Source organism: Candidimonas nitroreducens (assembly GCF_002209565.1).
In the GTDB taxonomy this organism is placed as follows: Bacteria; Pseudomonadota; Gammaproteobacteria; order Burkholderiales; family Burkholderiaceae_B; genus Candidimonas; species Candidimonas nitroreducens.
Genome location: NZ_NJIH01000014.1, coordinates 1 through 22,183, shown reverse-complemented (window position 1 = coordinate 22,183; position 22,183 = coordinate 1). Strand labels below are relative to the sequence as shown.

Annotated in this window: 20 protein-coding genes; 8 read left to right on the top strand and 12 right to left on the bottom strand. The window is 64.1% G+C overall.

Translation table 11 applies throughout. The features are described 5' to 3' along the window. Positions 1–7: 7 nt before the first annotated feature. The 6 genes from CEY11_RS21595 to CEY11_RS21565 all read right to left on the bottom strand — a co-directional run bounded on the left by CEY11_RS21595 (position 8) and on the right by CEY11_RS21565 (position 7,380). Positions 8–1,183: an acyl-CoA dehydrogenase family protein gene (locus CEY11_RS21595; RefSeq protein ID WP_088605503.1), complete on the bottom strand. Its 1,176-nt coding sequence runs from the start codon at positions 1,181–1,183 to the stop codon at positions 8–10. A 204-nt stretch (positions 1,184–1,387) separates the two neighbouring features. Beyond that, positions 1,388–2,176, bottom strand: a complete 789-nt coding sequence (locus CEY11_RS21590) for an enoyl-CoA hydratase-related protein (RefSeq protein ID WP_088605502.1) — start codon at positions 2,174–2,176, stop codon at positions 1,388–1,390. A 1-nt stretch (position 2,177) separates the two neighbouring features. Beyond that, on the bottom strand, positions 2,178–3,158 hold the full coding sequence (locus CEY11_RS21585) for a Bug family tripartite tricarboxylate transporter substrate binding protein (RefSeq protein ID WP_088605501.1): 981 nt from the start codon (positions 3,156–3,158) through the stop codon (positions 2,178–2,180). A gap of 172 nt (positions 3,159–3,330) precedes the next feature. After that, positions 3,331–4,218 carry a LysR family transcriptional regulator gene (locus CEY11_RS21580; RefSeq protein WP_088605500.1) on the bottom strand — a complete coding sequence of 296 codons (888 nt, stop codon included), beginning with the start codon at positions 4,216–4,218 and terminating at the stop codon, positions 3,331–3,333. Between the two features lie 1,521 nt (positions 4,219–5,739). Further along, positions 5,740–6,717 (bottom strand): Bug family tripartite tricarboxylate transporter substrate binding protein, encoded by a 978-nt coding sequence (locus tag CEY11_RS21570; RefSeq protein WP_088605499.1) that lies wholly within the window; start codon positions 6,715–6,717, stop codon positions 5,740–5,742. 54 nt (positions 6,718–6,771) lie between these two features. Next, a complete protein-coding gene (locus tag CEY11_RS21565) occupies positions 6,772–7,380 on the bottom strand; it encodes an RraA family protein (protein ID WP_269845303.1) in 609 nt (202 codons plus the stop codon). Positions 7,381–7,546: 166 nt separating this feature from the next. Here CEY11_RS21565 and CEY11_RS21560 point away from each other — a divergent pair, with 166 nt between their 5' ends. After that, positions 7,547–8,446, top strand: coding sequence for a LysR family transcriptional regulator (locus tag CEY11_RS21560; RefSeq protein WP_088605497.1), 900 nt, complete (start codon positions 7,547–7,549; stop codon positions 8,444–8,446). A 114-nt stretch (positions 8,447–8,560) separates the two neighbouring features. Here CEY11_RS21560 and CEY11_RS21555 read toward each other — a convergent pair whose 3' ends face one another. After that, positions 8,561–9,238 carry a Crp/Fnr family transcriptional regulator gene (locus CEY11_RS21555; protein ID WP_088605600.1) on the bottom strand — a complete coding sequence of 226 codons (678 nt, stop codon included), beginning with the start codon at positions 9,236–9,238 and terminating at the stop codon, positions 8,561–8,563. A gap of 398 nt (positions 9,239–9,636) precedes the next feature. On the opposite strand from CEY11_RS21555, the gene CEY11_RS21550 reads away from it, so the two are divergent. The 7 genes from CEY11_RS21550 to mnhG all read left to right on the top strand — a co-directional run bounded on the left by CEY11_RS21550 (position 9,637) and on the right by mnhG (position 16,556). Next, a complete protein-coding gene (locus tag CEY11_RS21550) occupies positions 9,637–10,044 on the top strand; it encodes a hypothetical protein (protein ID WP_143323011.1) in 408 nt (135 codons plus the stop codon). A gap of 232 nt (positions 10,045–10,276) precedes the next feature. After that, complete coding sequence (locus CEY11_RS21545) at positions 10,277–13,168, top strand: monovalent cation/H+ antiporter subunit A (protein ID WP_088605495.1); 2,892 nt, start codon at positions 10,277–10,279, stop codon at positions 13,166–13,168. Then, entirely contained in the window at positions 13,168–13,509 is a 342-nt protein-coding gene (locus tag CEY11_RS21540) for a Na+/H+ antiporter subunit C (protein WP_088605494.1), read from the top strand. The genes CEY11_RS21545 and CEY11_RS21540 overlap by 1 nt, the downstream gene beginning before the upstream one ends. A 160-nt stretch (positions 13,510–13,669) precedes the next feature. Continuing rightward, complete coding sequence (locus CEY11_RS21535) at positions 13,670–15,286, top strand: monovalent cation/H+ antiporter subunit D (protein ID WP_088605493.1); 1,617 nt, start codon at positions 13,670–13,672, stop codon at positions 15,284–15,286. After that, complete coding sequence (locus tag CEY11_RS21530) at positions 15,283–15,765, top strand: Na+/H+ antiporter subunit E (RefSeq protein ID WP_088605492.1); 483 nt, start codon at positions 15,283–15,285, stop codon at positions 15,763–15,765. Before CEY11_RS21535 ends, CEY11_RS21530 begins: the two co-directional genes overlap by 4 nt. A 103-nt stretch (positions 15,766–15,868) precedes the next feature. Further along, positions 15,869–16,150 (top strand): K+/H+ antiporter subunit F, encoded by a 282-nt coding sequence (locus CEY11_RS21525; protein ID WP_088605491.1) that lies wholly within the window; start codon positions 15,869–15,871, stop codon positions 16,148–16,150. Between the two features lie 76 nt (positions 16,151–16,226). Further along, complete coding sequence (gene mnhG / locus CEY11_RS21520) at positions 16,227–16,556, top strand: monovalent cation/H(+) antiporter subunit G (protein ID WP_088605490.1); 330 nt, start codon at positions 16,227–16,229, stop codon at positions 16,554–16,556. Positions 16,557–16,726: 170 nt separating this feature from the next. Here the strand turns inward: mnhG and CEY11_RS21515 are convergent, their stop codons facing one another. The 5 genes from CEY11_RS21515 to CEY11_RS21495 all read right to left on the bottom strand — a co-directional run. After that, positions 16,727–18,574: a potassium transporter Kup gene (locus CEY11_RS21515; RefSeq protein WP_088605489.1), complete on the bottom strand. Its 1,848-nt coding sequence runs from the start codon at positions 18,572–18,574 to the stop codon at positions 16,727–16,729. Positions 18,575–18,638: 64 nt separating this feature from the next. Continuing rightward, the gene (locus CEY11_RS21510; protein ID WP_088605488.1) at positions 18,639–19,697 is read right to left on the bottom strand and encodes a sensor histidine kinase; all 1,059 of its coding nucleotides are present in this window, start codon (positions 19,695–19,697) and stop codon (positions 18,639–18,641) included. A 205-nt stretch (positions 19,698–19,902) separates the two neighbouring features. Further along, positions 19,903–20,577: a response regulator transcription factor gene (locus tag CEY11_RS21505; protein ID WP_088605487.1), complete on the bottom strand. Its 675-nt coding sequence runs from the start codon at positions 20,575–20,577 to the stop codon at positions 19,903–19,905. A 221-nt stretch (positions 20,578–20,798) separates the two neighbouring features. Beyond that, positions 20,799–21,284, bottom strand: coding sequence for an ExbD/TolR family protein (locus tag CEY11_RS21500; RefSeq protein WP_088605486.1), 486 nt, complete (start codon positions 21,282–21,284; stop codon positions 20,799–20,801). Between the two features lie 3 nt (positions 21,285–21,287). Continuing rightward, a partial coding sequence (locus CEY11_RS21495; protein ID WP_408608157.1) for a MotA/TolQ/ExbB proton channel family protein occupies positions 21,288–22,183 on the bottom strand: 896 nt, incomplete at its 5' end.

Sequence of the window (22,183 nt, the reverse complement as noted above, 5' to 3'; positions counted from 1 at the left end):
CTCCTGTTCAGTTAACGAGTTCGCGGGCAACGATATTGCGCAGGATCTCGCCGGTTCCGCCCAGGATCTGGAAGACTTTGGCTTCGCGGAAATGGCGCTGCATGGCGTATTCCATCGAATAGCCATTGGCCCCCATGATCTGCAGGCCTTCCATCGCCATCTTCATATAGGTGTCGCCGGCGAAGAATTTCGCTTGCGCGGATTCGACGTTGCAGGGCTGGCCGGCAGCCAGAAGGCTCGCGCCCCGATACGTCAGCAGGCGCGCGCAGTCGATCTGTGTCTGCAGCTCGACCAGACGGTGGTTGATCGCCTGAAAAGACGCGATCGACCGGCCGAACTGCTTGCGCTCTTTGGCGTAGCTCAGCGCCAGATCCAGCGCACCCTGCGCCGCGCCGACCACGATGGCCGACAAGGCAATGCGCTCTTTGGCCAACACACCCATCAACTGTTTCCAGCCCAGGTGCAGGTCGCCGATCAATTGGGCGCCGGATACGCGCGCATCGACAAAGTTGATTTCGCAGGACCGCACCATATGGCCGCCCAGCAGATCGATGGGCCGGACTTCCATGCCGGCAGTGGGATTGGGCACCAACAACAAGCTGATGCCTTCATGCTTGCCTTCGCCTTTCTGGGTGCGACAGGCGAGCAGGATATGGTTGGCCTGGACCGCGCCGGTAATCCACATCTTGGTGCCGTTCAGGATGAAGTCGTCTCCCTGGCGCACCGCCGTGGTTTTCAGGCTGGCGGCATCCGAGCCCGAGCCATTCTCGCTCAATGCGAACGAGAAGAATGTCTTGCCCTCGCCGAGCAGAGGCAGCAGATGCTGCTTGATGGCTAGTGGCGCCAGTTGCACCAGCGCGCCGCCCACCATATTGACGTTGATGTTCCAGTATCGCGCCAGCGTGCTGCTGTGGTAGCCGATGACCTCCAGCATGCCGATCATGTCCAGGTAGCCTCCCACGCCGCCGTACTCTTCCGGCAGGGTCACGGCGAACCAGCCCTGCTTTGCCATGAGATCGACAAGCTCGGCGGGGAAACGCTTTTCTTCGTCGTGCCTGCGCAGGTAGTCCGGCGTGGCGTGCTGCGTCAATGCGCGATGCACGCTTTCCCGGAATTCGAACTGCTCGGCCGTCAAATAAGGCGCCAGTTCGCGACGCCCCATCAATCGCTCGAATTGCTCCATTACCGACTTGCTCCTTTTGTTGAGTATGCTGAGACCGGAAAGCAAAAGCCATTCTATAGACGGCACTTTGGCCCGGCTATTGCGGATATGGCTGCACCCTATACCTTGTTGTTATCGATGGGACGCGCGCGGACAAGGCATGCGGCATGCCTCGCTGCCCACGGCCAATCTGGAATTGAAGCAGGACAACGACGGCAGGCGGAGTCAGGTGCCGGTAAAGGCCGGAGCACGCTTTTCAATGAAAGCGGCCATGCCTTCTTTCTGGTCGCGCGTGGAGAACAGCAGGTGCAGGGCGCGTGTTTCCAGCGTCAACGCGGCCTCGAGCGGCATATCCATGCCGCGCATCACGACGTCCTTGATCAACTCTGCCGCCAGCGGCGGCATGGCGGCGATCCGGCAGGCCATGGCGATGGCCGTCGGCTCGACCGCATCATCGGCCACGACTTCGCTGACCAGGCCCATCGCAAAAGCTTCGTCGGCCCCGAAGACATCGCCTGTCAGCAAATAGCGCAAGGCCTTGTGTTTTCCAACAGCGGCGGTCAGGCGCTGTGTGCCGCCGCCTCCCGGCATGATGCCGATCTTTATCTCGGGCTGGCCGAACTTGGCGGATCGGCCCGCGACGATGATGTCGCACAGTTGGGCCAACTCGCAGCCGCCGCCCAGCGCGTAGCCCCGCACCGCCGCGATCACGGGTTTGGGACAAGCCGCTGTCGCGCGCCAGAGATCGAGCACGCCGCGCTTCATCATGTCGACAGTACCGGCGTCGGCCATTTCCTTGATGTCGGCGCCCGCGGCAAAGGCCTGCGGGTTTCCCGCCAGCACCACGCACCGCACCTCGGTCGATCGCGCGCACTCGCCCAGGTAGCCGGCCAGTTGACGGCGCACTTCCATGCTCAATGCGTTACGGGCGGCCGGACGGTCTACCCGCAGCAGCCGCACGCCGTCGGCGGGCGACTCCACCCGCACGACCCTGCTTTCGTCGATGGGCGGCATGTTATTTTCCGGCGTTCGCCTGGGATACCTTGGTAACAGACTTGTCCAGCGCGGCGGCGATTCCGTTCGACATTTTCTGCATGGCTGCGCCGAAAGTCGGGCCGTCCATGTACAGCACCTCGAAGTTGCTGCGCGCCACGGCCGTCTTGAACGCCTGAGTCTGCATGGCCTGATGCAAGTGCTGGTTGAGGTAGGCATAGACGTCGTCCGGCAAACCCGCCGGCGCCACGATGCCCTTCATGTTCTCGAGGTAGATGTCGTAGCCCAGTTCTTTCAGCGTCGGCACATTCGGCAGTCCCGGATAGCGATCGTTGGAACTGAGCGTCAGGGGCCGCATCTTGCCACTGTCTATCCACGGCTTCATCTGGTCGGGCGATCCCAGGGCAATCTGCACCTGGCCGCTCAGTAATGCCGTCATCACATCGGCATCCCCCTTGTACGGAACATGCCGCGTGTCGATGCCGGCGGCCCTGTTAACCAACAGCATCATCGAATGCGTAAGGCTGCCGACCCCGGAGGTGCCGTACATCAGCTTTCCGGGATTCGCCTTGGCATAGGCCACGAGGTCGGCAAAGGTGTGTATCTTGCTGTCTGCCTTGACCGCCAGCATGGTGCGCAAGCGTATGACGTGGATGATGGGCCGGAAATCCTTCGACAGGGTATACGGCACCTGCTGGTAATTGGGCAGCGAAGTGCTTTCGCTGCCGCCCGCCACCAGCAGCGTATAGCCGTCCGGTGCGGCGTGCGCGACTTTTTCGGCCGCGATCACACCGGACGCGCCTGGCCGATTCACCACCACGATGGGTTGCGGCATTACTTCCTTAGCGCCGATGGCAAGCGCGCGGGCAATGAGATCCGTGCCGCCGCCCGCGCTGAAGCCCACGATGAGTTGTATGGGCTTGACCGGTTCCCAGGCCCAGGCAGAAATGGGCAGAACCATGCATGCGAACAGACACGCGCCAATATGCATCAGGGTTTTCATGTTGTCTCCTCTCGTTCTATGACGTTGTCCGGCACGAGAGCCGGAGCAGCGCCTATGTTACGTAGCGGAAACTCCCCGAACAATTGCCGTTTTGGCTGCGCGTTATGCCTTACTGTTATCCCCCGACGGCAGCGCGCCCGACCGGGCATCGTCCCACGACCCGCTATCGGCTTTACGCGCCGTGCAGTTCCCGCAAGATCTCAATGAACTTGTCGACGTGCACGGCAGGACGGCCGAACACCGATCGGATGATGCTGGGCATCAGCGGGATTTCTTCGCGCAGCGGGCGTATCTGCAGGCCCGGCCACACCCCGCCACGCGCAGTGTACTCGTCGACGATTCCCGTGCCCACCCCGGCGCGCACCAGGGAACATGCGATCTCGGTCTGCAGGATCGTGATGTGGCGTGTGAGCGGCACCCCGGCGGCATCAAAGGCCGCCGCGACCATCTGACCGAACTGGATGTTTTCGTGATGCGTGATCAGCGGGTGATTCGCCAGATCGGCCAGGCTGACGACCTCTAGCGACGCCAGCGCATGGTGGTCGGGCACGACACATACCATCCGGCCGCTCATGAACGACTCGACCGTCAAATTGGGATGCTCGAGCGGCTGTACCGATACCAGCAGATCGACCTTGTTGCTCAGCACTTCGGCCGCCATGGTATGCATCAGCGCCGTATGATAGTTGATTCCGATACGCGGATAGCGTTGCGTAAAGCGCGCGATGGCCTCGGGCATCACGGCATAGCTCAGGCAAGGACTAGAACAGACGTTCAGCGTTCCCGTGGGCCCCTTGGCCAGGTCGATGGCGAACTCGTCCACTCGCATCGCGGTCTGGTACAGGGTTTCTACTTCGCGGAACAACGCCTCGCCCTCGAACGTCGGGATCAGCTTGCCTTTGGTTCGGTTGAACAACGTGAACCCCAGAGACTGTTCGGTATGAGCGATCATCCTGCTGATGGCGGGCTGGGAAATAAACAGCAATTTCGCTGCGCCGTTGATCGAACCAGTCACCATCACCGCCCGAAACACTTCCATCTGGCGTAATCGAAATTTCATGTGCGATTTGAGTCAGCAGAGCCTGCCAGCCGTCATTCCGAGCAGTCGGATACAAAGGGTGGCGGCAAGTCAATGAGGGCTTCATAGTAGCACCCAGCATGATCTGGCCGAGACTGGGGACGGGCGCGCTGGATTGCATCCCGAACTTCCGCACTTCCGGCCGCCTGGCTGGGTTCGTTCTACTGGCTGATTGCCACGATGATCGCCGCAGACGCTGACGTGGTCATGGCGCCGCACAGGCCCAGAAACACCGACTTAGAGCGAGGCAAGTTGCTAGGCCGGTGCGATCACGTCGCACTAGAGAATTTTTTATTTAAATATATACATATCATAGGCTATTCCTGTCATCGTTGACGTGAGTAGTCATGCATGCTTACTCGCAAGACCTTCAAAAGCGCGTTCTGAGAACTCTGGCACGTGGTGAGGGGCCTACCGAAATTACCCGGCGCTATGAGGTAAGCCGCTTGAGGATGGATCAAGTGAGCTGGCGACGGGAGCAAGAAAGTCAACGCCACAGCCGGCCTGTCCATGGGTGGATATAGACGCTCGCGCATCGCTCACAAGGAGGTGCAGATTCGGCAGTGGATTCAGACCACGCTGGGCCTAATTCTTGTGGAGTTGAGCCAACGGCTGGCCGCAGAAGGTATTCAGATTACAGTTCCGAGGTTGTGGCATCAGTTGAACAAGTAGGGACTGAGTTTTAAAAAAACCTGCATGCCAGCGAGCAACTGCGCGCAAACATGCATCAGGCGCGGCGGCAGTGGATCGCTGAACAGGCGCATTGGCATGCCCGTCGCTTGGACTTTCTTGATGAAACGGCTACCACTACAAATATGACGCGCCTGCGAGGACGTTCCCTGCGCAGCCAACGCTGTGTGACCTCTGTTCCCCATGACCATTGGAAAAGCCCCACCTTCATTGCGGGCCTACGCGACGATGCAATCAGGGCCCACTCGTGCTGGAGGATCCGATGAATGGAGCTGTATTTTTTGCTTATACCCAAACTTTCCTGTACCCACCCTACGGCCAGGCGACATCGTCGTGGCTGATAACCTGTCTTGCTATAAGGTATCTAGTATCAGGGAGGCCATCGAAGCGGCGGGCGCGGACACCGCGCTATCCTCCGCCGTATTCGCCAAACCAGAACCCCGTCGAGAAGACGTTCTCTAAATTCAAAGCGCTATTGCGGCGGCCGGCCAAGCGTACCGCGGACTCCATGTATCAGGAGATTAGTAGGATCCCGGATCTATCTACCTCTCGCGAGTACATCAATTACTTCATCTCTCGTGGTTGTAAATATGTAAATCAAAAACGCTCTAGCCTTATCCTGCGAGACTTACCACCGCAGGATTTTCAATTTCGGCAAGCTCCGGCATTTGTCCCTTCAAAACAATCACCCCCAAGGGCTGAACATACATCCAGCCTTGGGGGCGACCGGTACTACGTCCGTAGCTTGGCCTTCACACCATAGTCGATGACAGCCCCCTGGGTCGGCTCATCCCGACCCAGAGGCCGCACAGTTCATTCCATCTTCGCGCCCGACAATTTCACCAGGTCGCCGTAGCGGTCGACTTCTTCGGACATGAACTTGGCAAATTGTTCCGGCGTCTGGGCCGGCCCGACCTGCACGCCCATGGCTTCGAGCTTCTTGTGGATGTCCGGATCGGCCAGCACCAAATTGATCTGCTTGTTCAGTTCGGCCAAGACAGGCGCCGGCGTGCCGGCGGGCGCGGCAATTCCGTACCAGGCCGACGCATACATGCCCGCGACGCCGGCTTCGGCGAAAGTGGGCACATTGGGCAGCTCGGTCAGGCGCGTCCTGGACGCCACGGCCAGGGCCTTCAGTGCCCCTGCCTGCACCTGCGAGATCGAGCCGGTGTCGATCATGAAATCGAGATGCTTGCTCAACAAGTCACTGACCGCCGGGCCGCTGCCCTTGTAGGGAATGTGCGTCACCTGGATGCCGGTCAGGTGCACCAGCAGCGACGAAGCCAGATGCTGCGAAGAGCCCACACCAGCCGAGCCGTAGTTCAATTTACCGGGATTCTTTTTGGCGTAGTCGAGGAACTCGGCCACGCTATTGAAAGGCGAAGACTTCGGCACCTCCAGCACGTTGGGGATCGAACCGATATAGGCCACGGGCGCGAAACTCTTCTTCGGGTCGAAGCCCAGGCGCGAATACAGATGCGGGTTGGCGGCATTGGTGGAGCTGGTCACCACCAATAGCGTGTAGCCATCGGGTTTCTCACGCACGAACGAGGCGGTGCCGATATTGCCGCCGGCGCCGGCCTTGTTGTTGACGACCACCGCCTGGCCCACGCGTTCGCTCAAGCCCTTGGCAATGAAGCGGCCGATGACGTCGGTGGCCCCGCCGGGCGCCCATGGCACCACCAGCTGGATGGCATGGTCGGGGAATGCCGCGGCCCGGGCCAGTCCGCAACTGGCCGCCAATACGCCGGCCAGCACGCTGGCCGTCATGTGTTTCCTGATGATCCGCATAGCATCTCCTTTCCGGGCATGTCCATGCCCTTGCATTTGTGAATTCGGGTTTTCTCAGGACGCCAGTCTGGCGTCTATCCAGCTGTCGTCGTATACGCCGCGGGCGATGCCGGCCAGAATGGCCTGCTCGTCGCGCAACTTGGCGCGCGCCAGGCCGCTGACCCGCTCGGCCCGGGCCTGCGGCACGAACACCACGCCGTCGCTGTCGCCCACGACGATGTCGCCGGCGTGCACCACCACGCCGTCTATCGCCACCGGCTCGCCGATGACGCCCGGGCCGTTCTTGTAGGGCCCCTTGTGGGTAACGCCTCGGGCAAAACAGGGAAACCGCTGCTCGGAAAATGCCGTGACGTCGCGCACCGCGCCATCGATGACATAACCCACGGCGCCACGCATGCGCGCCACCGACATCATGATTTCCCCGATCAGGGCGCGATCCACGCTGCCGCCGCCGTCGATCACCAGCACATCGCCCGCCTGAACCTGCCGCAGCGCCAAGTGGATATACAGATTATCGCCAGGAGCCACCTTTATCGGCAGCGCCCTGCCCACCAACTGGCCTTCCCCATGCATGGGCTTGAGCGCGTGCGTGCCGCACAAGCGATCCATGCTGTCGCTGATGAGCGAGGTGGCAACACCAGAAAACATCTCTGCAAAATCCACTGTCTTGTCCGTCCGGCTAAGTGGCCGACAGGCGCCGCGAATGCGGGCTTGCAAGCCGTGCTTGGTTGAAAGTATGTATTTTTGACCAAGCCAACTATTCCGTATAGCTAATTTAATTACAATCAATACATTCCTTTTAAGAATATATTGAAAACCCGCCGCACTTATGTTCACGTACAAGCAGCTGGAAGCGCTTTATTGGGTGGTCAAGCTCGGCACCTTTTCGGCGGCCGCGCAGAAGCTGTTCACCACGCAGTCGGCGGTCACCAAGCGTGTGCAACAACTGGAAAGTATTTTCGACGTGCCATTCTTCGTGCGCGAGGGCAGGCACAAGACCCTAAGCGCACAGGGGCAGGAAATTTTCCTTATCGCCGAAGAACTGTTGGCGCACCGCGAACGGCTGTCGCGCGATTTCAAGCACCGGGCGCGCACCCACAAGAAGCTGACTCTGGGCGTCACGGAAATCAGCGCCATCACCTGGCTGCCGAACCTCATCGACCACTTGAAGAACCGCTACCCCGAAATCCACGTCGACGCGGTGATCGGCATGTCGGGCGAACTGCGGCAAATGCTGGCCGCCGGCAAGATAGACGCGGCCTTCATGCAGGCTCGCTCCATGCCCAACGATTTCCAGGAAATCCCCCTGCGCTATCTGGATCTGATGTGGGTGGGCGGCAAGTCGCTAAACCCGGATCATGTCTACCACGCCCGGGAAATCGCCGAGATGCCATTGATACGGCAAAGCAACGAATCGGCGCTGAGCGCAATCTACGATGCCTGGCTGCTGCCCCACAAGGCGGCCAGCAATATATTCACCATCAACAACCTGATCGCTACCGCCAGCCTCTGCATGTCGGGCATAGGCATCAGCTGCATACCCCAGGACTATTTCATGCCCATGGTCGGCACCCGGCGCCTGGTCAGGCTGCAGACTTCCAAGGCCGCGCCACGCATCCTGTATTCCGCTTATTTCAGGAAACAGGTCGACGACGACTTCCACACGCACATCGCGGAAATCGCCGCAAGGCATTGTGATTTCTCCAATACGATGCTGGGCGCCGAATGATACTGGGCTCCGAATAGATATTGGGCGCCGAATGAGCATGGCGCCGGACGAGCACAGCGCCGGGCGTAGAACGGCGGGCACCTGCCGATCTCAGCGTTTCAGCGTTTCAGAGGATCAGCCGTAGGCCCGCAGCCTGTCGGGATCCAGCAGGGTGATGTCCCTGCCCTGCACCTCGATGAGGCCGGCCGCCGACAAGTCGTGCAGGATCCTGGAAAAGTGCTCGGGCGTCAGGTTCAGGCGCGAGGCCAGCACCGCCTTGCTGACATCCAGGCTGACGCGCGAGCCTTGTTCCAGGGCCTGCGTGCGCAACAGATAGCCTATTACCCGCTGCGCACCGGAACGCAGCGAATAGGCCTCGACATCGGCGACCAGGCCTTGCAGGCGCCGGCTCAGGCCGGCCAGCATCTTGCGCGCAAAGCGCCCGTCGCGCTCCAGCCCTTCGAACACCGTGGCTTGCGGAATGAACAACAGCAAGGTGTCGGCCAGCGCCTGCGCCGAGACGATATAGGGTTTGCTCAAAAACATCAGCGCTTCGCCGAAGCTGTCGCCGGGGCCGGCGATGCGCACGACCTTTTCGTCGCCTTCGGGCGATACCACCGTCAGTTTGACCTGGCCGTACGCCACGCAGTGAAACCCGGTGCATGGGTCGCCGCGGCGGAACACCACGCCGCCGCGCGCCACCTCGACTTCCGCAACCGCCGGCGCGATCTGCGCCAGCTCTTCCTGCGAAAACTCGTCGAAAAGGGGCAGCCGGCCAAGCAGCTGCGGAATTCTGGACTTGTGTGTAGTCATGGTGTTGCCGATAGTATGCAATGAAAAACGCGCGCTGCCGGAGGAAAAAGCGGTCGCGAAAAAAACGGGAACAAATTGCCGAATTGCAGCTCGAATAAGAGCACGGAACAAGGCGTCCCCCAAATACCCACCGGCCCATTGCGGCCGCCACTCGCGTCTTGCGGGCTGCGGCAGCGCAACATGGCAACGGCCTGAAGCTGCGGAATCGAGTGCAACGACAGCAATTACGGTAACAAATTGCTGGCATTTTTGACCAGCATGCCGGTATGAAGGCCCTTGAGTAGAAAAATGTTTCTACGCCGGCTAAACAGGCACCTAACTGTAACCGGCCCGGCGCAAACGGTTTTATACTTGGCTCATAGTAGCTTCGAGGTTCAACAACACACAGAGGTGAAAATATGGCTTTTCGTGTATCGAAACTTACGTGTCAGACCCTGGCCGCCGGCCTGCTGAGCGCTGGATTGTTTTCCTCGGTAGCAATGGCCGCAGGCCCCAGCAGAAACGCCGACTTGCGCGCCCAATACCAGTCCGACGTCGCCTTCTGCAAAAGCAGCGCCACAACTGAAAGCCGCGCCACCTGCATGAAGGAAGCCGGCGCGGCCTACGAAGAAGCCAAGCGCAATCGCCTGGTCTCGGGCAGCCACGACTACCAGCAAGACTCCACCAATCGCTGCAAGTCCCTGCCCGCGGGCCAGCAGCAAGACTGCATGATGCAAATGTCCGGTCAGAACACGGTGACCAGGGGCAGCGTCGAAAGCGGCGGCATTCTCAGGGAAACCACCATCACGGTTCCGGCCGGCAGTTAATTTTCGCCTTTTCGCAACAAACTGCGGCGCTCCGCGGCGCCGCGTTCTTGCACATACCGCCCTGCAGCAGCCTGCGGGGCGTTTTTATTTTCGCTGCGATCCGGGCCGCAGCCCGGTGGCCCCGGCGGCTAGCGCCGACAGCGGCAGCGCGCATGGCAACGCGGCATAGAACGCAATACCCATCTGTATCGTATTATTGAAGCCCTTCATCTTCAGATTCGCGTAAGCCTCGATGCCGCTGATACTCATACTGGCACTGCCTCTTGCCGGCAGCCTCGTGCTGGCCGTGCTGCCGCGCGACGCCCGCAGGCTGCAGGCGTGGCTGACCGGCCTGGTGGCATTGGCCTGCGTGGCGCTGCTGCTGGCGCAGTGGCCCGAGATCGCCCGCGGCGTGGTGGTGCGCAGCGTCATCCCCTGGGCGCCGGAATTGGGGCTGGACATGGCATTGCGCCTGGACGGCTACGCCTGGCTGTTCGCGCTGCTGGTGACGATAATGGGCGCGCTCGTCACCCTGTACGCCCGCTACTATCTGTCGGCGCAAGATCCCACCGCGCGCTTCTTTTCATTCTTCCTGCTGTTCATGGGGTCGATGCTGGGCGTGGTGCTGTCGGGCAACCTGGTGCAGTTGGTGGTTTTCTGGGAAATGACCAGCCTGTCCTCGTTCATGCTGATCGCCTTCTGGCACCACCGCATCGACGCGCGGCGCGGCGCACGCATGGCCTTCGCCGTCACCGCCGCCGGCGGCCTGTGCCTGCTGGCCGGCGTGCTGATGCTGGGCCACGTCGTCGGCAGCTACGATCTCGACCGCGTGCTGGCCTCGGGCGAACTGGTGCGCCACCACCCCTGGTATCCCGCCATCGTCGCGCTCATCGCCCTGGGCGCGCTCAGCAAAAGCGCGCAGTTCCCGTTTCATTTCTGGCTGCCGCAGGCCATGGCCGCGCCTACCCCGGTATCGGCCTACCTGCATTCGGCCACCATGGTCAAGGCCGGGGTGTTCCTGCTGGCCCGGCTGTGGCCGGTGCTGTCCGGCAGCGAACAATGGTTCTGGATCGTCGGCGGCGCGGGCCTGTGCTCGCTGGTGCTGGGCGCCTACGCGGCCATGTTCCAGCAGGACATGAAAGGCGTGCTGGCCTATTCCACCATCAGCCACCTGGGCCTGATCACCCTGCTGCTGGGCATGAACAGCCCGCTGGCGCTGGTGGCCGCGGTGTTCCACATGATCAACCACGCCACTTTCAAGGCCTCGCTGTTCATGGCGGCGGGCATTGTCGATCACGAAACCGGCACGCGCGACATCAACCGCCTGTCCGGGCTGCGGCACAGCATGCCGCTGACCACCGTGCTGGCGACCGTGGCGGCGGCTTCCATGGCGGGTGTGCCGCTGCTCAACGGTTTTATTTCGAAAGAAATGTTCTTCGCGGAAACCGTGTTCATCAACGGCGACTGGCTGCGCCTGTATGGCCTGCCCATACTTGCGGTGCTGGCCGGCGCCTTCAGTGTGGCGTATTCACTGCGTTTCATCCTGCAGGTCTTTTTCGGGCCGCCCGCCCACGACCTGCCGCGCCCGCCGCACGAGCCGCCGTACTGGATGCTGCTGCCCAGCGCCCTGCTGGTGCTGGCCTGCCTAGTGGTGGGCATGCTGCCGGCGCGCACCGTCGAGACCGTACTCGAGGCCGCTACCGGCTCCATTCTGGGCGCTGCCGAGCCCCACTACGATCTGGCCGTTTGGCACGGCTTTAATCTGCCGCTGGCCATGAGCCTGGTGGCGATGGCCGGCGGCATAGCGCTTTACTGGCTGCTGCGTCCGGCCTGGCGCGCCAGGCCCGGACAGGTTCCACTGTTTCCGGATCCGGGCCGACGCATCTACGAGGCAACCATGGAGGCGCTGGACGAGCTTGCGCGGCGCGGCCTGGAATACGGCAGTTCGCCGCGCCTGCAGCCGCAACTGCTGCTGGCCCTCGTCGCTACCATAGCCGCGGCCGTGCTGCCGCTGCACCACGGGGCCTGGTTCGGGCCGCAGCCGACCGCCCCCGTCAACCCCTGGTTCGCGCTGCTATGGATCGCCGGCGCCGCCTGCGCCATCGGCGCCGCGGTGCAGGCCAAATTCCACCGGCCGGCGGCGCTGCTGCTGACTGGCGCGGCCGGCCTCGTCACCAGCCTGACATTCGTCTGGTATTCGGCGCCCGACCTGGCCCTGACCCAGCTTGCCGTCGAGGTCGTGACAGTGGTGCTGATCCTGCTGGGCCTGCGCTGGCTGCCGCGCCGCCTGCGCTCCGACGCTGCCGCGGCGGCGCCCGATGCCGTGGCACGCCGTATCCGCGACCTAGTGGTGGCGCTGCTGGCCGGCGCCGGGCTGGCCGCCCTGGCTTATGCGGTCATGACGCGCCCGGCCGGCAGCAACACCTCTGCCTTCTTTCTTGAAAAGGCCTTGCCGGAAGGCGGTGGCACCAATGTGGTCAACGTGATACTGGTGGATTTCCGCGGCTTCGACACGCTGGGCGAAATCACCGTGCTCGGCATCGTCGCGCTCAGTGTGTATGCGCTGCTGCGCCGCTTCAGGCCGCCGCCGGAAAGCCTGGAAATCCCGGCGCCGCGCCGTGGCGCTGCCGACGACTCACCGGCGCCCGACCCGGCTGCGCCGCTGCCCGCCGGGCCCATGATGGTGCCCGCCGTGCTGCTGCGCCTGCTGCTGCCGGTGGCCGCCCTGATTTCGCTGTTCTTCCTGCTACGCGGCCACAACCTGCCGGGCGGCGGCTTCGTCGGCGGCCTGATCATGGCCACCGCCATCATCCTGCAATACATGGCCGGCGGCGTCATCTGGGTCGAGTCGCGCCAGCGCATCCACCCGCAGTACTGGATGGGTATCGGCCTGCTGCTGGCCGGCGGCGCCGCCGTATCGGCCTGGTGGTCGCTGCGCCCGCTGCTGTCGGCAGGCTCGTGGCAGTTGTCGCTGCCGCTGCTGGGCACGCTGCACGTATCTTCGGTACTGGTCTTTGACATCGGGGTGTACATGCTGGTGATCGGCGCCACCATACTGATGCTGCTGGTGCTGGCGCACCAGTCGCTGCGCCTGTACCGCCAGCCGGCCGGCGCCGCTGGCCAGCCGCAACGCAGGAGCCTCTGATGGAAATCGTCTTCGCCACGGCCATCGGGCTGCTCGCCGCCTCCGGAATCTGGCTATTGCTGCGGCCGCGCACCTTCCAGGTCATCATGGGCCTGTCGCTGCTGTCGTACGCGGTCAACCTGTTCATATTCGCCATGGGACGCCTGATCGCGGCCCGGGCGCCGGTCATCGACGCGGCCAAGGGCGCCAACCCGGCCCTGTACGCCGATCCGCTGCCGCAAGCCCTGATCCTGACGGCCATCGTCATCGGCTTTGCCACCACCGCCCTGTTCCTGGTCGTGCTGCTGGCCTCGCGCGGCCTGAGCGGCACCGACCACGTCGACGGGAAGGAGCAGCCATGAGCGCGTCCGCCCGGCCGCCCGAAGGACGCGCTCCCTCCCACGGGGAGGATGGCGCGCAGCGACAGGTGGGCAGTCACACGTTCGCGTCCGCCCGGCCGCCTGGAGGGCGCGCGACCCCTCCTACGGCGAGGATGTCGCGCAGCGACAGGAGGGCATATCAATGAACCTTTGGGTGCACCTGCCGGTACTGCCTGTCATCGTGCCGCTGGCCGCAGGCGCGGCCATGCTGCTGCTCAAGGACACGCGGCGCCGCACCCGCCAGGCTTTGGGCCTGGCCTCGGCGCTGATCCAGCTGCTGGTGGCAGTGCAGCTGCTGCGCCTGGCCGCGGGCTGGGCGCCACACTCGTGGCCGCAAGGCATCAGCGTGTATCTGCTGGGCGACTGGCCGGCGCAGGCTGGCATCGTCATCGTGGTGGATCGCCTGGCCGCGGTCATGCTCACGCTCTGCGCACTGCTGGGCTGCGCCACCCTGATTTACGCCTGCGCCCGCTGGGACAGGGAAGGCGCGCACTTCCACCCCTTGTTCCAATTCCTGATGATGGGCATCAACGGCGCATTCCTGACCGGCGACCTGTTCAACCTGTTCGTCTTCTTCGAGGTGCTGCTGGCGGCGTCCTACGGCCTGATGCTGCACGGGTCGGGCCAGGCGCGGGTCGGCGCCGGGCTGCACTACATCGCCATCAACCTGCTCGCCTCGTTCATTCTGCTGGTGGCCATCGCCCTGATATACGGCGTCACCGGCACGCTGAACATGGCCAGCCTGGCGCTCGCGGCCGGCCAGCTCAGCGGCGGCGACCGCCACCTGTTCGAGGCGGCCGCCGCCATGCTGGGCGTGGCCTTCCTGATCAAGGCGGGCGCGTGGCCGCTGAATTTCTGGCTGCCGGCGGCCTACGGCGAAGCTTGCGCGCCGGTGGCCGCCGTATTCGCCATCATGACCAAGGTCGGCGTGTACGCGCTGCTGCGCATCGGCTCGCTGCTGCTGCCCACCGGCGCCCCGGCCGCATTCGGCGGGGCCTGGATGTTCCCGGCCGGCCTGCTGACGCTGCTGTTCGGCATGTTCGGGCTGCTCGCCGCCCACCGCGGCGAGCGCATCGCGGCATACTGCATCATCGTGTCTTCGGGCACATTGCTCGCCGCGCTCGGCATGCCGGGCGTCACGCTCACCGGGCCGGCGCTGTTCTATCTGGTCAGCTCGGTGCTGGCCACCGGCGCCTTCTTCATGCTGGTCGAAATGATCGGCCGCACCCAGTCTTTCGGCGCGGACATGCTGGCCGTCAGCCAAGAGGCCTTCGGCCTGGAAGACCCCAACCCGGGCCACAGCGACGACGTGGTGGGCGTAGCCATCCCGGCGGCCATGGCCTTCCTGGGGCTGGCATTCATAAGCTGCGCGCTGGTCATCGCCGGCCTGCCGCCGCTGTCGGGGTTCCTCGCCAAGTTCTCACTGCTGTCGGCCGCACTGGATCTTTCGACATCGGCATTTCCCGTCGACGCCTGGCTGCTGCTGGGCGCGGTGCTGGCCTCGAGCCTGGCCGCGATCATCGCCCTGAGCCGCGCCGGCATGCACATGTTCTGGAGCCAGGAGGACATCGTGGTGCCGCGCCTGCGGGTCAGCGAGGCCGCGCCGGTGGCGATCCTGGTGGCGGCATGCGTCGCGCTGGCCGTCTGGGCCGGGCCGGTGCAGCGCATGCTGGACGATACCGCCAGCTCGCTGGATCAGCCAGCCACCTATATCAACGCCGTGCTCGAGCAGCCCAGCAGCCGCAGGGGCTCGCCATGAAGCGCTATGTTTCGTTCCTGGCCCTGCCGGCCGTGCTCCTGCTGCTGTGGCTGCTGCTGAACAATACCCTGGCGCCCACGCAGATTCTGCTGGGCGCAGCGCTGGCGCTGGTGCTGGGACGCGCCGCCATGGCGCTGCGGCCGCTGCGCTCGCGGCTGCGCAAGCCGTGGGCGATCGCCCGGCTGCTGTGCGTGGTGGCGCTGGACGTAGCCCGCTCGAATCTGGCGGTCGCCCGCCTGATCTGGTCGCGCACGCAGCAGCCCACCCCGGGCTTCATCCGCATCCCCCTGGAGCTGCGCGATCCGCACGGCCTGGCCTTCCTGGCCTGCATCGTCACCTACACGCCCGGCACCGTCTGGACAGAGCTGGCCAGCGACGGCTCGCTGACGCTGCACGTGCTCGACCTGGATGAAGAATCGCACTGGATCGACCTCATCAAACAACGCTACGAAAGCCCGTTGATGGAGATATTCGAATGACAAGGAACAGCAATCAAAAAGACAAGGATGCTGCTTCGCCTCGCCGTACTATGTGTGGTGTCCGCGGCTTTGCGCCCCGTTCTCTTTTTGCCTGCAAACCCCTATGAATTCCATACTGCTCTGGGCAGGCGGCTTTGCGCTGGGCTGCCTGGCGCTGGCCACGGCCTGCGCCGCCCTACGCCTGCTGCGCGGCCCCACCCCCCAGGATCGCGTGCTCGGGCTGGACGCCATGTACATCAACGGCATGCTCATCGTCCTGGTGCTGGGCATGCGCGACGGCACCAGCCTGTACTTCGAGATTGCGCTGCTGATCGCCCTGTTCGGCTTCGTCGGCTCGGCGGCCATGGCCAAGTTCCTGCTGCGCGGCGAGGTGATAGAGCCATGAACACGACCACACGGCGCCCCGAAGGGCGCGCATCCTTCTTCAGGAACTACAGCGCAAGGCGCAACCGGGAGGCATCATGAACGACTTGCCGCTGTGGGCTGCCCTGCCCGCCGCCCTGCTGCTCGTGGCCGGCGGCCTGCTGGCGCTGACGGGCTCGCTGGGCCTGCTGAAGTTCAGGACTTTCTATGCCCGCATCCATGCACCCACGCTGGGCAGCACCCTGGGCGCGGTGGCGGTGCTGCTGGCGTCGCTGCTGCTCTCGTCGGCGCGCGCCGGCCACCTGGTGCTGAATGAACTGCTGCTGGTGCCGCTGCTGTTCATCTCGGCGCCGGTCACCGCCATGCTGCTGATGCAGGCGGCGCGCAAGCGCGACGCCCGGCATACCGACGCCCCGCCTTCGGCCTGAAGGCCGAGCCTCGGCGCCCTATGGCGCCGGGCGCCAGCGCGGCTCCCCCATTCATACGGCGCGATCAAAAAGAGAACAGGGCACGAAGCCGTACTAGTATTAATGTGAAAGAAGCCCCTTTCATTCTCGGGAGAGGCGGCGCCCGCCATGACCGTTAGGGCGTACAGGCCCTACAGCTCCAGCTGCATGCCCATTTCCACCACGCGGTTCGGCGGAATCTTGTAGAACCGCGTGCTGCGCGTGGCGTTGCGCGCCATGAAGGCGAACAGGCTGCGCCGCCAGCGCATGCGCAAGGGCAGCCTGCGCACCACGATCACCGTCTGACGCGACAGGAAGTACGAGGTCTGCATGGGATCCAGATTGAGCTCGGGGTGTTCGTGGCCGATCTGCTCGAGCAGCTGCGGCACATTGGGCTCTTGCTTGAAGCCCCAGGTGGCCACCGCCTGCCAGCTGCTGCGGCTCAGGCGCTGCAGCTCGAAACGCTCGTCGAAGGGCACATAGGGCACGTCGCTGCTGCGCACGTGCAGGAACAGCACCTGCTCGTGCAATATCTTGTTGTGCTTGAGATTGTGCAGCAGCGCCGGCGGCACCGTGTCGACGATCATGCTCATGAAGACCGCGGTACCTTCGACCCGGGTGGGCGGATACTGCTCCAGCGCTTCCATGAAAGACTTCAGGGGCTGATGGTCGCCCGCCAGGGTATCGTGGATCTTGGCCCGGCCCTGCTTCCAGGTCAGCATCAGCGTCAGGATGCTCAGGCCCACGATCATGGGCAGCCAGCCGCCTTCCACGATCTTCAGCGCATTCGACGAGAACAGCAGAATGTCCATCACCAGGAACAGGGTCAGCAACAGCATCCACAATACGCGCCGGGCGCCCGTCGAACGGCCGGGCAGCACGGCGAAGGCCAGCATGGAAGTCATCAGCATCGTGCCCGTGACGGCAAAACCGTAGGCATGCGCCAGCCGCTCGGACGACTCGAAAGCCAGCACCAGGATCAGCACCGCCACGAACAGCAGCATGTTCACCCGCGGCAGATAGATCTGCCCTTCTTCGCGCGCCGAGGTGTGCAGGATCGTCATGCGCGGCCAGAAGCCCAGCTGCACGGCCTGGCGCGTCACCGAGAACGCCCCCGAGATCACGGACTGCGAGGCAATGACAGTGGCGGCGGTGGCCAGGGCCACCAGCGGCGCCAGGGCCCACGACGGAGCCAGCAGGAAGAATGGATTGGCAATCGCCGTGGGGTCGGCCAGCAGCAGCGCGCCCTGCCCGAAGTAGCACAGCACCAGGGCCGGCAGCACCAGGCCGAACCAGGCGCGCTGTATGGCCGGGCGGCCATAGTGTCCCATGTCGGCATACAGCGCCTCGGCGCCGGTAAGGGCCAGCACCACGGCGCCCAGCAGCAGGAAGGTGCCCCAGGGCGCGTCGGAAATGAAGGTCAGGGCCCACATGGGGTTCAGCGCCAGCAGAATGCTCGGCGTCTGCACGATGCGCCAGGCGCCGAGCAGGCCTATGACCACGAACCACAACAGCATGATGGGCCCGAACAGCTTGCCCACCGCGCCGGTGCCGCGCGACTGGATCATGAAGAGCGCGGCCAGCACCACCACCGATAGCGGCACGATCAGGTGATCCAGCGTATGCGAGACCACGCCCACCCCCTCGATGGCCGAGAGCACCGAAATCGCCGGCGTGATCATGCTGTCGCCATAGAAGAGCGACGCGCCGATCAAGGCCAATACCGTCAACACCCACCTGATACGGCCTTTTTTGCCGCGCACGGCCAGCTCCATCAGGGCCAGCGTGCCGCCCTCGCCGCGGTTATCGGCACGCAATATCAGCATTACATACTTCAGCGAGGCGATCAGTATCAGCAGCCAGAACAGTATCGACAGCACGCCCAGGACGTGCTCCTGATCCAGGACATGGAACTCGGACAGCGACGCACGTATCGTGTACAGCGGACTGGTGCCGATATCGCCATACACCACTCCCAGCGCCCCGAGCAATACGGCCATCCCCGGGGGCTTGCCTTCTTTTGCAGCGTCATGCGTCGTCACGATTCATACCTTTGCAATTCGATTATTCCTGCCTGGTCAGCCGGGCGCCCATGCGCGGGCCCGGAAACACGATGGCGATGCGCGTGCCGGGAAATGCCGGCCGGCTCGTCAGGCTCCACCAGGCGCCATGGGCGCGGGCGATCTCGCGCACGATGGCCAGGCCCAGGCCCGAGCCCCCGACGTTGGCGCGCGGAGAACGATAGAAAGCCTCGAAGACCCGCTCGCTGTCGGCCGGATCGATACCCGGCCCGTCGTCCTCGACCGCCAGCGACGGCGGGTTGGCCCCTATGATCAGGCGTATGTTCTTGGCGCCCGCGCCGTAGCGCAGCGCGTTGTCGACCAGATTGCTGAGCATTTCTTCCAGCAGCAGCGGATCGGCGTCCACCCATACCGACTCGTCCGGGGCCACCATGTGCAGCTGCACGCCCGCCGCCCGGGCCGAAGGGATCCATTCGGCGCCGCTGATGCGCGCCCACTCGCACAGGTCGAGGCGCTCGAAGCTGTCCTGCGGCTGGGTGGAAGAATCGACACGGGCCAGCACCAGCAGCTGCTGGCCCAGGCGGATCATGCGGTCGGTCACGCTCTTGATGCGCTCGGCGCGCGGCCGCACGTCGTCGGGCAGCTGGCGCGCGAGCATCAGTTCCGATTCCAGCTTCAGGCCGCTGAGAGGGGTGCGCAGCTGGTGGGCGGCGTGGCCGATGAAGCGCTTTTGCGCCTGCATGGAATCGTCCAGGCGCACCAGCAGATCGTTGAAGTGTGTGACGACCGGGGCGATTTCGGTGGGCAGGCCGGAGGGATCCAGCGGCTGCAAGTCGTCGATGGAGCGCTGGCTGATTTCCTCGGACAGGCGGTTGATCGACTCCAGCCCCGAACGCACCCCCGAGATCAGCACCCAGGCGAACAGCAGCACCAGCAGCGCCTGGCTGAGGATCATCATCCAGAAAATATCTTCCAGCAGCCAGGCATCCAGGCTGATCTGGCGGGTAATGGCCCAGATGGCGATCAGGTCGAGCAGCACCAGCAGGATCACCGCCGGCAGCAGGCGCATCACCAGATGCCGGGCCAGCGAGCCGCGCGGCATCAGCGCGGCCAGGCTGCCTGGCGCGAACCGGGATCTCAGGGGGCGGGCGGAAGATGTGCTGTTGGACATAATTAGGGTGCCGCGCGCTCCAAATCCAGGCCCCTAGGGCCTGTACAAACCATCAGGAATGCCGCGCCGGCGTTCCGGGCCGGAATATCGCAGGCAGCATGCGCGCGCGGCGCACCCGCGCGGGAACCGTGCCGTCTCAGGCGGCACTTTCTACGTCTAGCAGATAGCCGAAACCGCGCACGGTCTGTATGCCGGCCCCGGTGCCTTCGAGGCGCTTGCGCAGGCGGTACACGTAGACCTCGACGGCGTTTTCGCTGAAATCTGCGTCCCAGGCGGACAGGGAATTGACGATCTGGCGCTTGGTGACCACGCGCCCGGCACGCCCCATGAGCATTTCGAGCACCGACAGTTCCCGCACCGACAGGGCCAGCCGCTCGCCGTGCACGCGCACCTCGCGCCCCACGGTATCGAACACCAGCGGGCCGGCCTCGATGAAGGGCTGGGCCTGCCCGGCCCGGCGGCGGGCGAAGGCACGCACCCGTGCGGCCAGTTCGGGCAATTCGAACGGTTTGGTGACGTAATCGTCGGCGCCGGCGTCCAGGCCCGCCACCCGGTCTTCGACGCCGTCGCGGGCAGTGAGAATCAGTACCGGGATCTGCTGCCCATTGACGCGCAACTGGCGCAACACGTCCAGCCCGCTCATGCCGGGAAGGTTCAGGTCGAGCAGGAGCAGGTCGTAGGCCTGGCCGGCCACCGCCCCCAGCACCTGGTCGCCTTCCTGCAGCCAATCCACCGCATAGCCTTGTTCAACGAGGAATTCCTGCAGCGCGTGGCCCAGCGTGGTGTCGTCTTCGATTACTAGAACTCGCATGCCGTGATTCTATATCGAACCGGGATTTTATGGGCAGGCGCCACCCCGCCGGCCGGGGAGGTACGGCCATGAGCAAGGAAGCGGTGCGCCGGACTAGCAACGGGATTAGGGGGTAAATCAGCAGTGGCCGGCGCCTCTGGGGCCGGGGCGCCGGCCACCAGGCCAGGCGATACTTGGCTTAAGTTGTGTTGGCTTGGTTGGCTGGCAGGCCCGAGCCCAGGCTATCGCGGCGCGGCGGGTGCGGCCGCAGCAGCAGGCGCCGCGGCAGCGCCTGCATCGGGCGTCCCCGAAGTAGGCAGGGGCCGCGTCATGAAGCCCAGGTGCTTGATGCCCGCCATGCGGGCCTGGCCCATGATCTTGGCCAGCACCTCGTAGCGCGTATTCAGGTCGGCGCGGATCTGCAGCTGCGGCTGCGGATCGAGCCTGGCCTGCACCTGGAAGCGCTCTTTCAGCGCGTCCATGGCTACCGGCTGGTCGTCCCAGAAGATTTGCCCCTGGTCGTCGACCGCCAGGTCTATGGCCTTGGGCTGCTCTTTGGCCTGTTCGGCGCTGGCCTGCGGCAGATTGATCTTGATCGAGTGGCTCAGCAAGGGGGCGGTGATGATGAAGATCACCAGCAAGACCAGCATGACGTCGATCAGCGGCACCATGTTGATCTCCGAGACCGTATGGGTGGCCGACTTGCTGTCGAAACTGCCGAATGCCATGGATCAACCCCTTTTCGCGGAAGGCAGCTTGCGCACCTTGGTCTCGCCGACATCCACCTGCTGCCCGGTGGACAGGAAGGTGAACAGATCATGCGCGAAGGCATCGAGGTGCGACAGGTAGACGCGGTTGCCGCGTACGAAGCCGTTGTAGGCGAGCACGGCGGGAATCGCCACCGCCAGGCCCAGGCCCGTCATGATCAGGGCCTCGCCCACCGGCCCGGCGATGCGATTGATGGTAACGCCGTCGGACAGGCCGATGCCTACCAACGCATGGTAAACCCCCCAGACCGTGCCGAACAGGCCGACGAAAGGCGCGGTCGAGCCGATGGAGGCCAGCACCGTCAGGCCGTTCTCGAGCTTGGCGGTTTCTTCATCGATGACCTTGCGGATGGTGCGGGTGACGAACGCCCCCGTGGAACCCTTCTCTTCGAGCTTGAGCGCGCCGTACTTGACGTGGTGGTTGCGGGCATGGATGGCGTGGCTCGCCAGGTGCGCGAAGGGCTCGCTCGCGCCGTGGGTGCTGATCTCGTTCTCGACCTGCTCCAGCGAACTGGCGCTCCAGAATTCGGTCAGGAACTTCTTGGAACGGTGGCGGTTGCGCAGACCCAGCAGTGATTTGGCGAAAATCAGGTACCAGCTGATCAGCGACATGAACAGCAGAATGCCGAACAAGGCCTTGCCCACCGTGTCGCTGTGCTGGACAAAATGCAGTATGCCGCTGTCCTGCGCCAGCGCAGCGGCGGCCCCCACGGCGCCGGCCGCAGGGGCGGCGGCTGCGGCTGGGGCCGCGGCGGCGCCGATAGCCGGCGCGGCTGCAGCGCCAACGGCGCCGACGGCCGGCGCCATGGCCCCGGCTGCGCCAACGGCGGGTGCGGCCGCCCCTGCGGCTGCGGCGCCGG

Coding starts and splice junctions, on each gene's coding strand:
- CEY11_RS21525 (WP_088605491.1), top strand. CDS start 15,869: ATGAATTCCATACTGCTCTGGGCAGGCGGCTTTGCGCTGGGCTGCCTG.
- CEY11_RS21545 (WP_088605495.1), top strand. CDS start 10,277: ATGCCGCTGATACTCATACTGGCACTGCCTCTTGCCGGCAGCCTCGTG.
- CEY11_RS21570 (WP_088605499.1), bottom strand. CDS start 6,717: ATGCGGATCATCAGGAAACACATGACGGCCAGCGTGCTGGCCGGCGTA.
- CEY11_RS21540 (WP_088605494.1), top strand. CDS start 13,168: ATGGAAATCGTCTTCGCCACGGCCATCGGGCTGCTCGCCGCCTCCGGA.
- CEY11_RS21550 (WP_143323011.1), top strand. CDS start 9,637: ATGGCTTTTCGTGTATCGAAACTTACGTGTCAGACCCTGGCCGCCGGC.
- CEY11_RS21580 (WP_088605500.1), bottom strand. CDS start 4,218: ATGAAATTTCGATTACGCCAGATGGAAGTGTTTCGGGCGGTGATGGTG.
- CEY11_RS21590 (WP_088605502.1), bottom strand. CDS start 2,176: ATGCCGCCCATCGACGAAAGCAGGGTCGTGCGGGTGGAGTCGCCCGCC.
- CEY11_RS21500 (WP_088605486.1), bottom strand. CDS start 21,284: ATGGCATTCGGCAGTTTCGACAGCAAGTCGGCCACCCATACGGTCTCG.
- CEY11_RS21530 (WP_088605492.1), top strand. CDS start 15,283: ATGAAGCGCTATGTTTCGTTCCTGGCCCTGCCGGCCGTGCTCCTGCTG.
- mnhG (WP_088605490.1), top strand. CDS start 16,227: ATGAACGACTTGCCGCTGTGGGCTGCCCTGCCCGCCGCCCTGCTGCTC.
- CEY11_RS21595 (WP_088605503.1), bottom strand. CDS start 1,183: ATGGAGCAATTCGAGCGATTGATGGGGCGTCGCGAACTGGCGCCTTAT.
- CEY11_RS21560 (WP_088605497.1), top strand. CDS start 7,547: ATGTTCACGTACAAGCAGCTGGAAGCGCTTTATTGGGTGGTCAAGCTC.
- CEY11_RS21585 (WP_088605501.1), bottom strand. CDS start 3,158: ATGAAAACCCTGATGCATATTGGCGCGTGTCTGTTCGCATGCATGGTT.
- CEY11_RS21505 (WP_088605487.1), bottom strand. CDS start 20,577: ATGCGAGTTCTAGTAATCGAAGACGACACCACGCTGGGCCACGCGCTG.
- CEY11_RS21510 (WP_088605488.1), bottom strand. CDS start 19,697: ATGCCGCGCGGCTCGCTGGCCCGGCATCTGGTGATGCGCCTGCTGCCG.
- CEY11_RS21535 (WP_088605493.1), top strand. CDS start 13,670: ATGAACCTTTGGGTGCACCTGCCGGTACTGCCTGTCATCGTGCCGCTG.
- CEY11_RS21555 (WP_088605600.1), bottom strand. CDS start 9,238: ATGACTACACACAAGTCCAGAATTCCGCAGCTGCTTGGCCGGCTGCCC.
- CEY11_RS21515 (WP_088605489.1), bottom strand. CDS start 18,574: ATGGCCGTATTGCTCGGGGCGCTGGGAGTGGTGTATGGCGATATCGGC.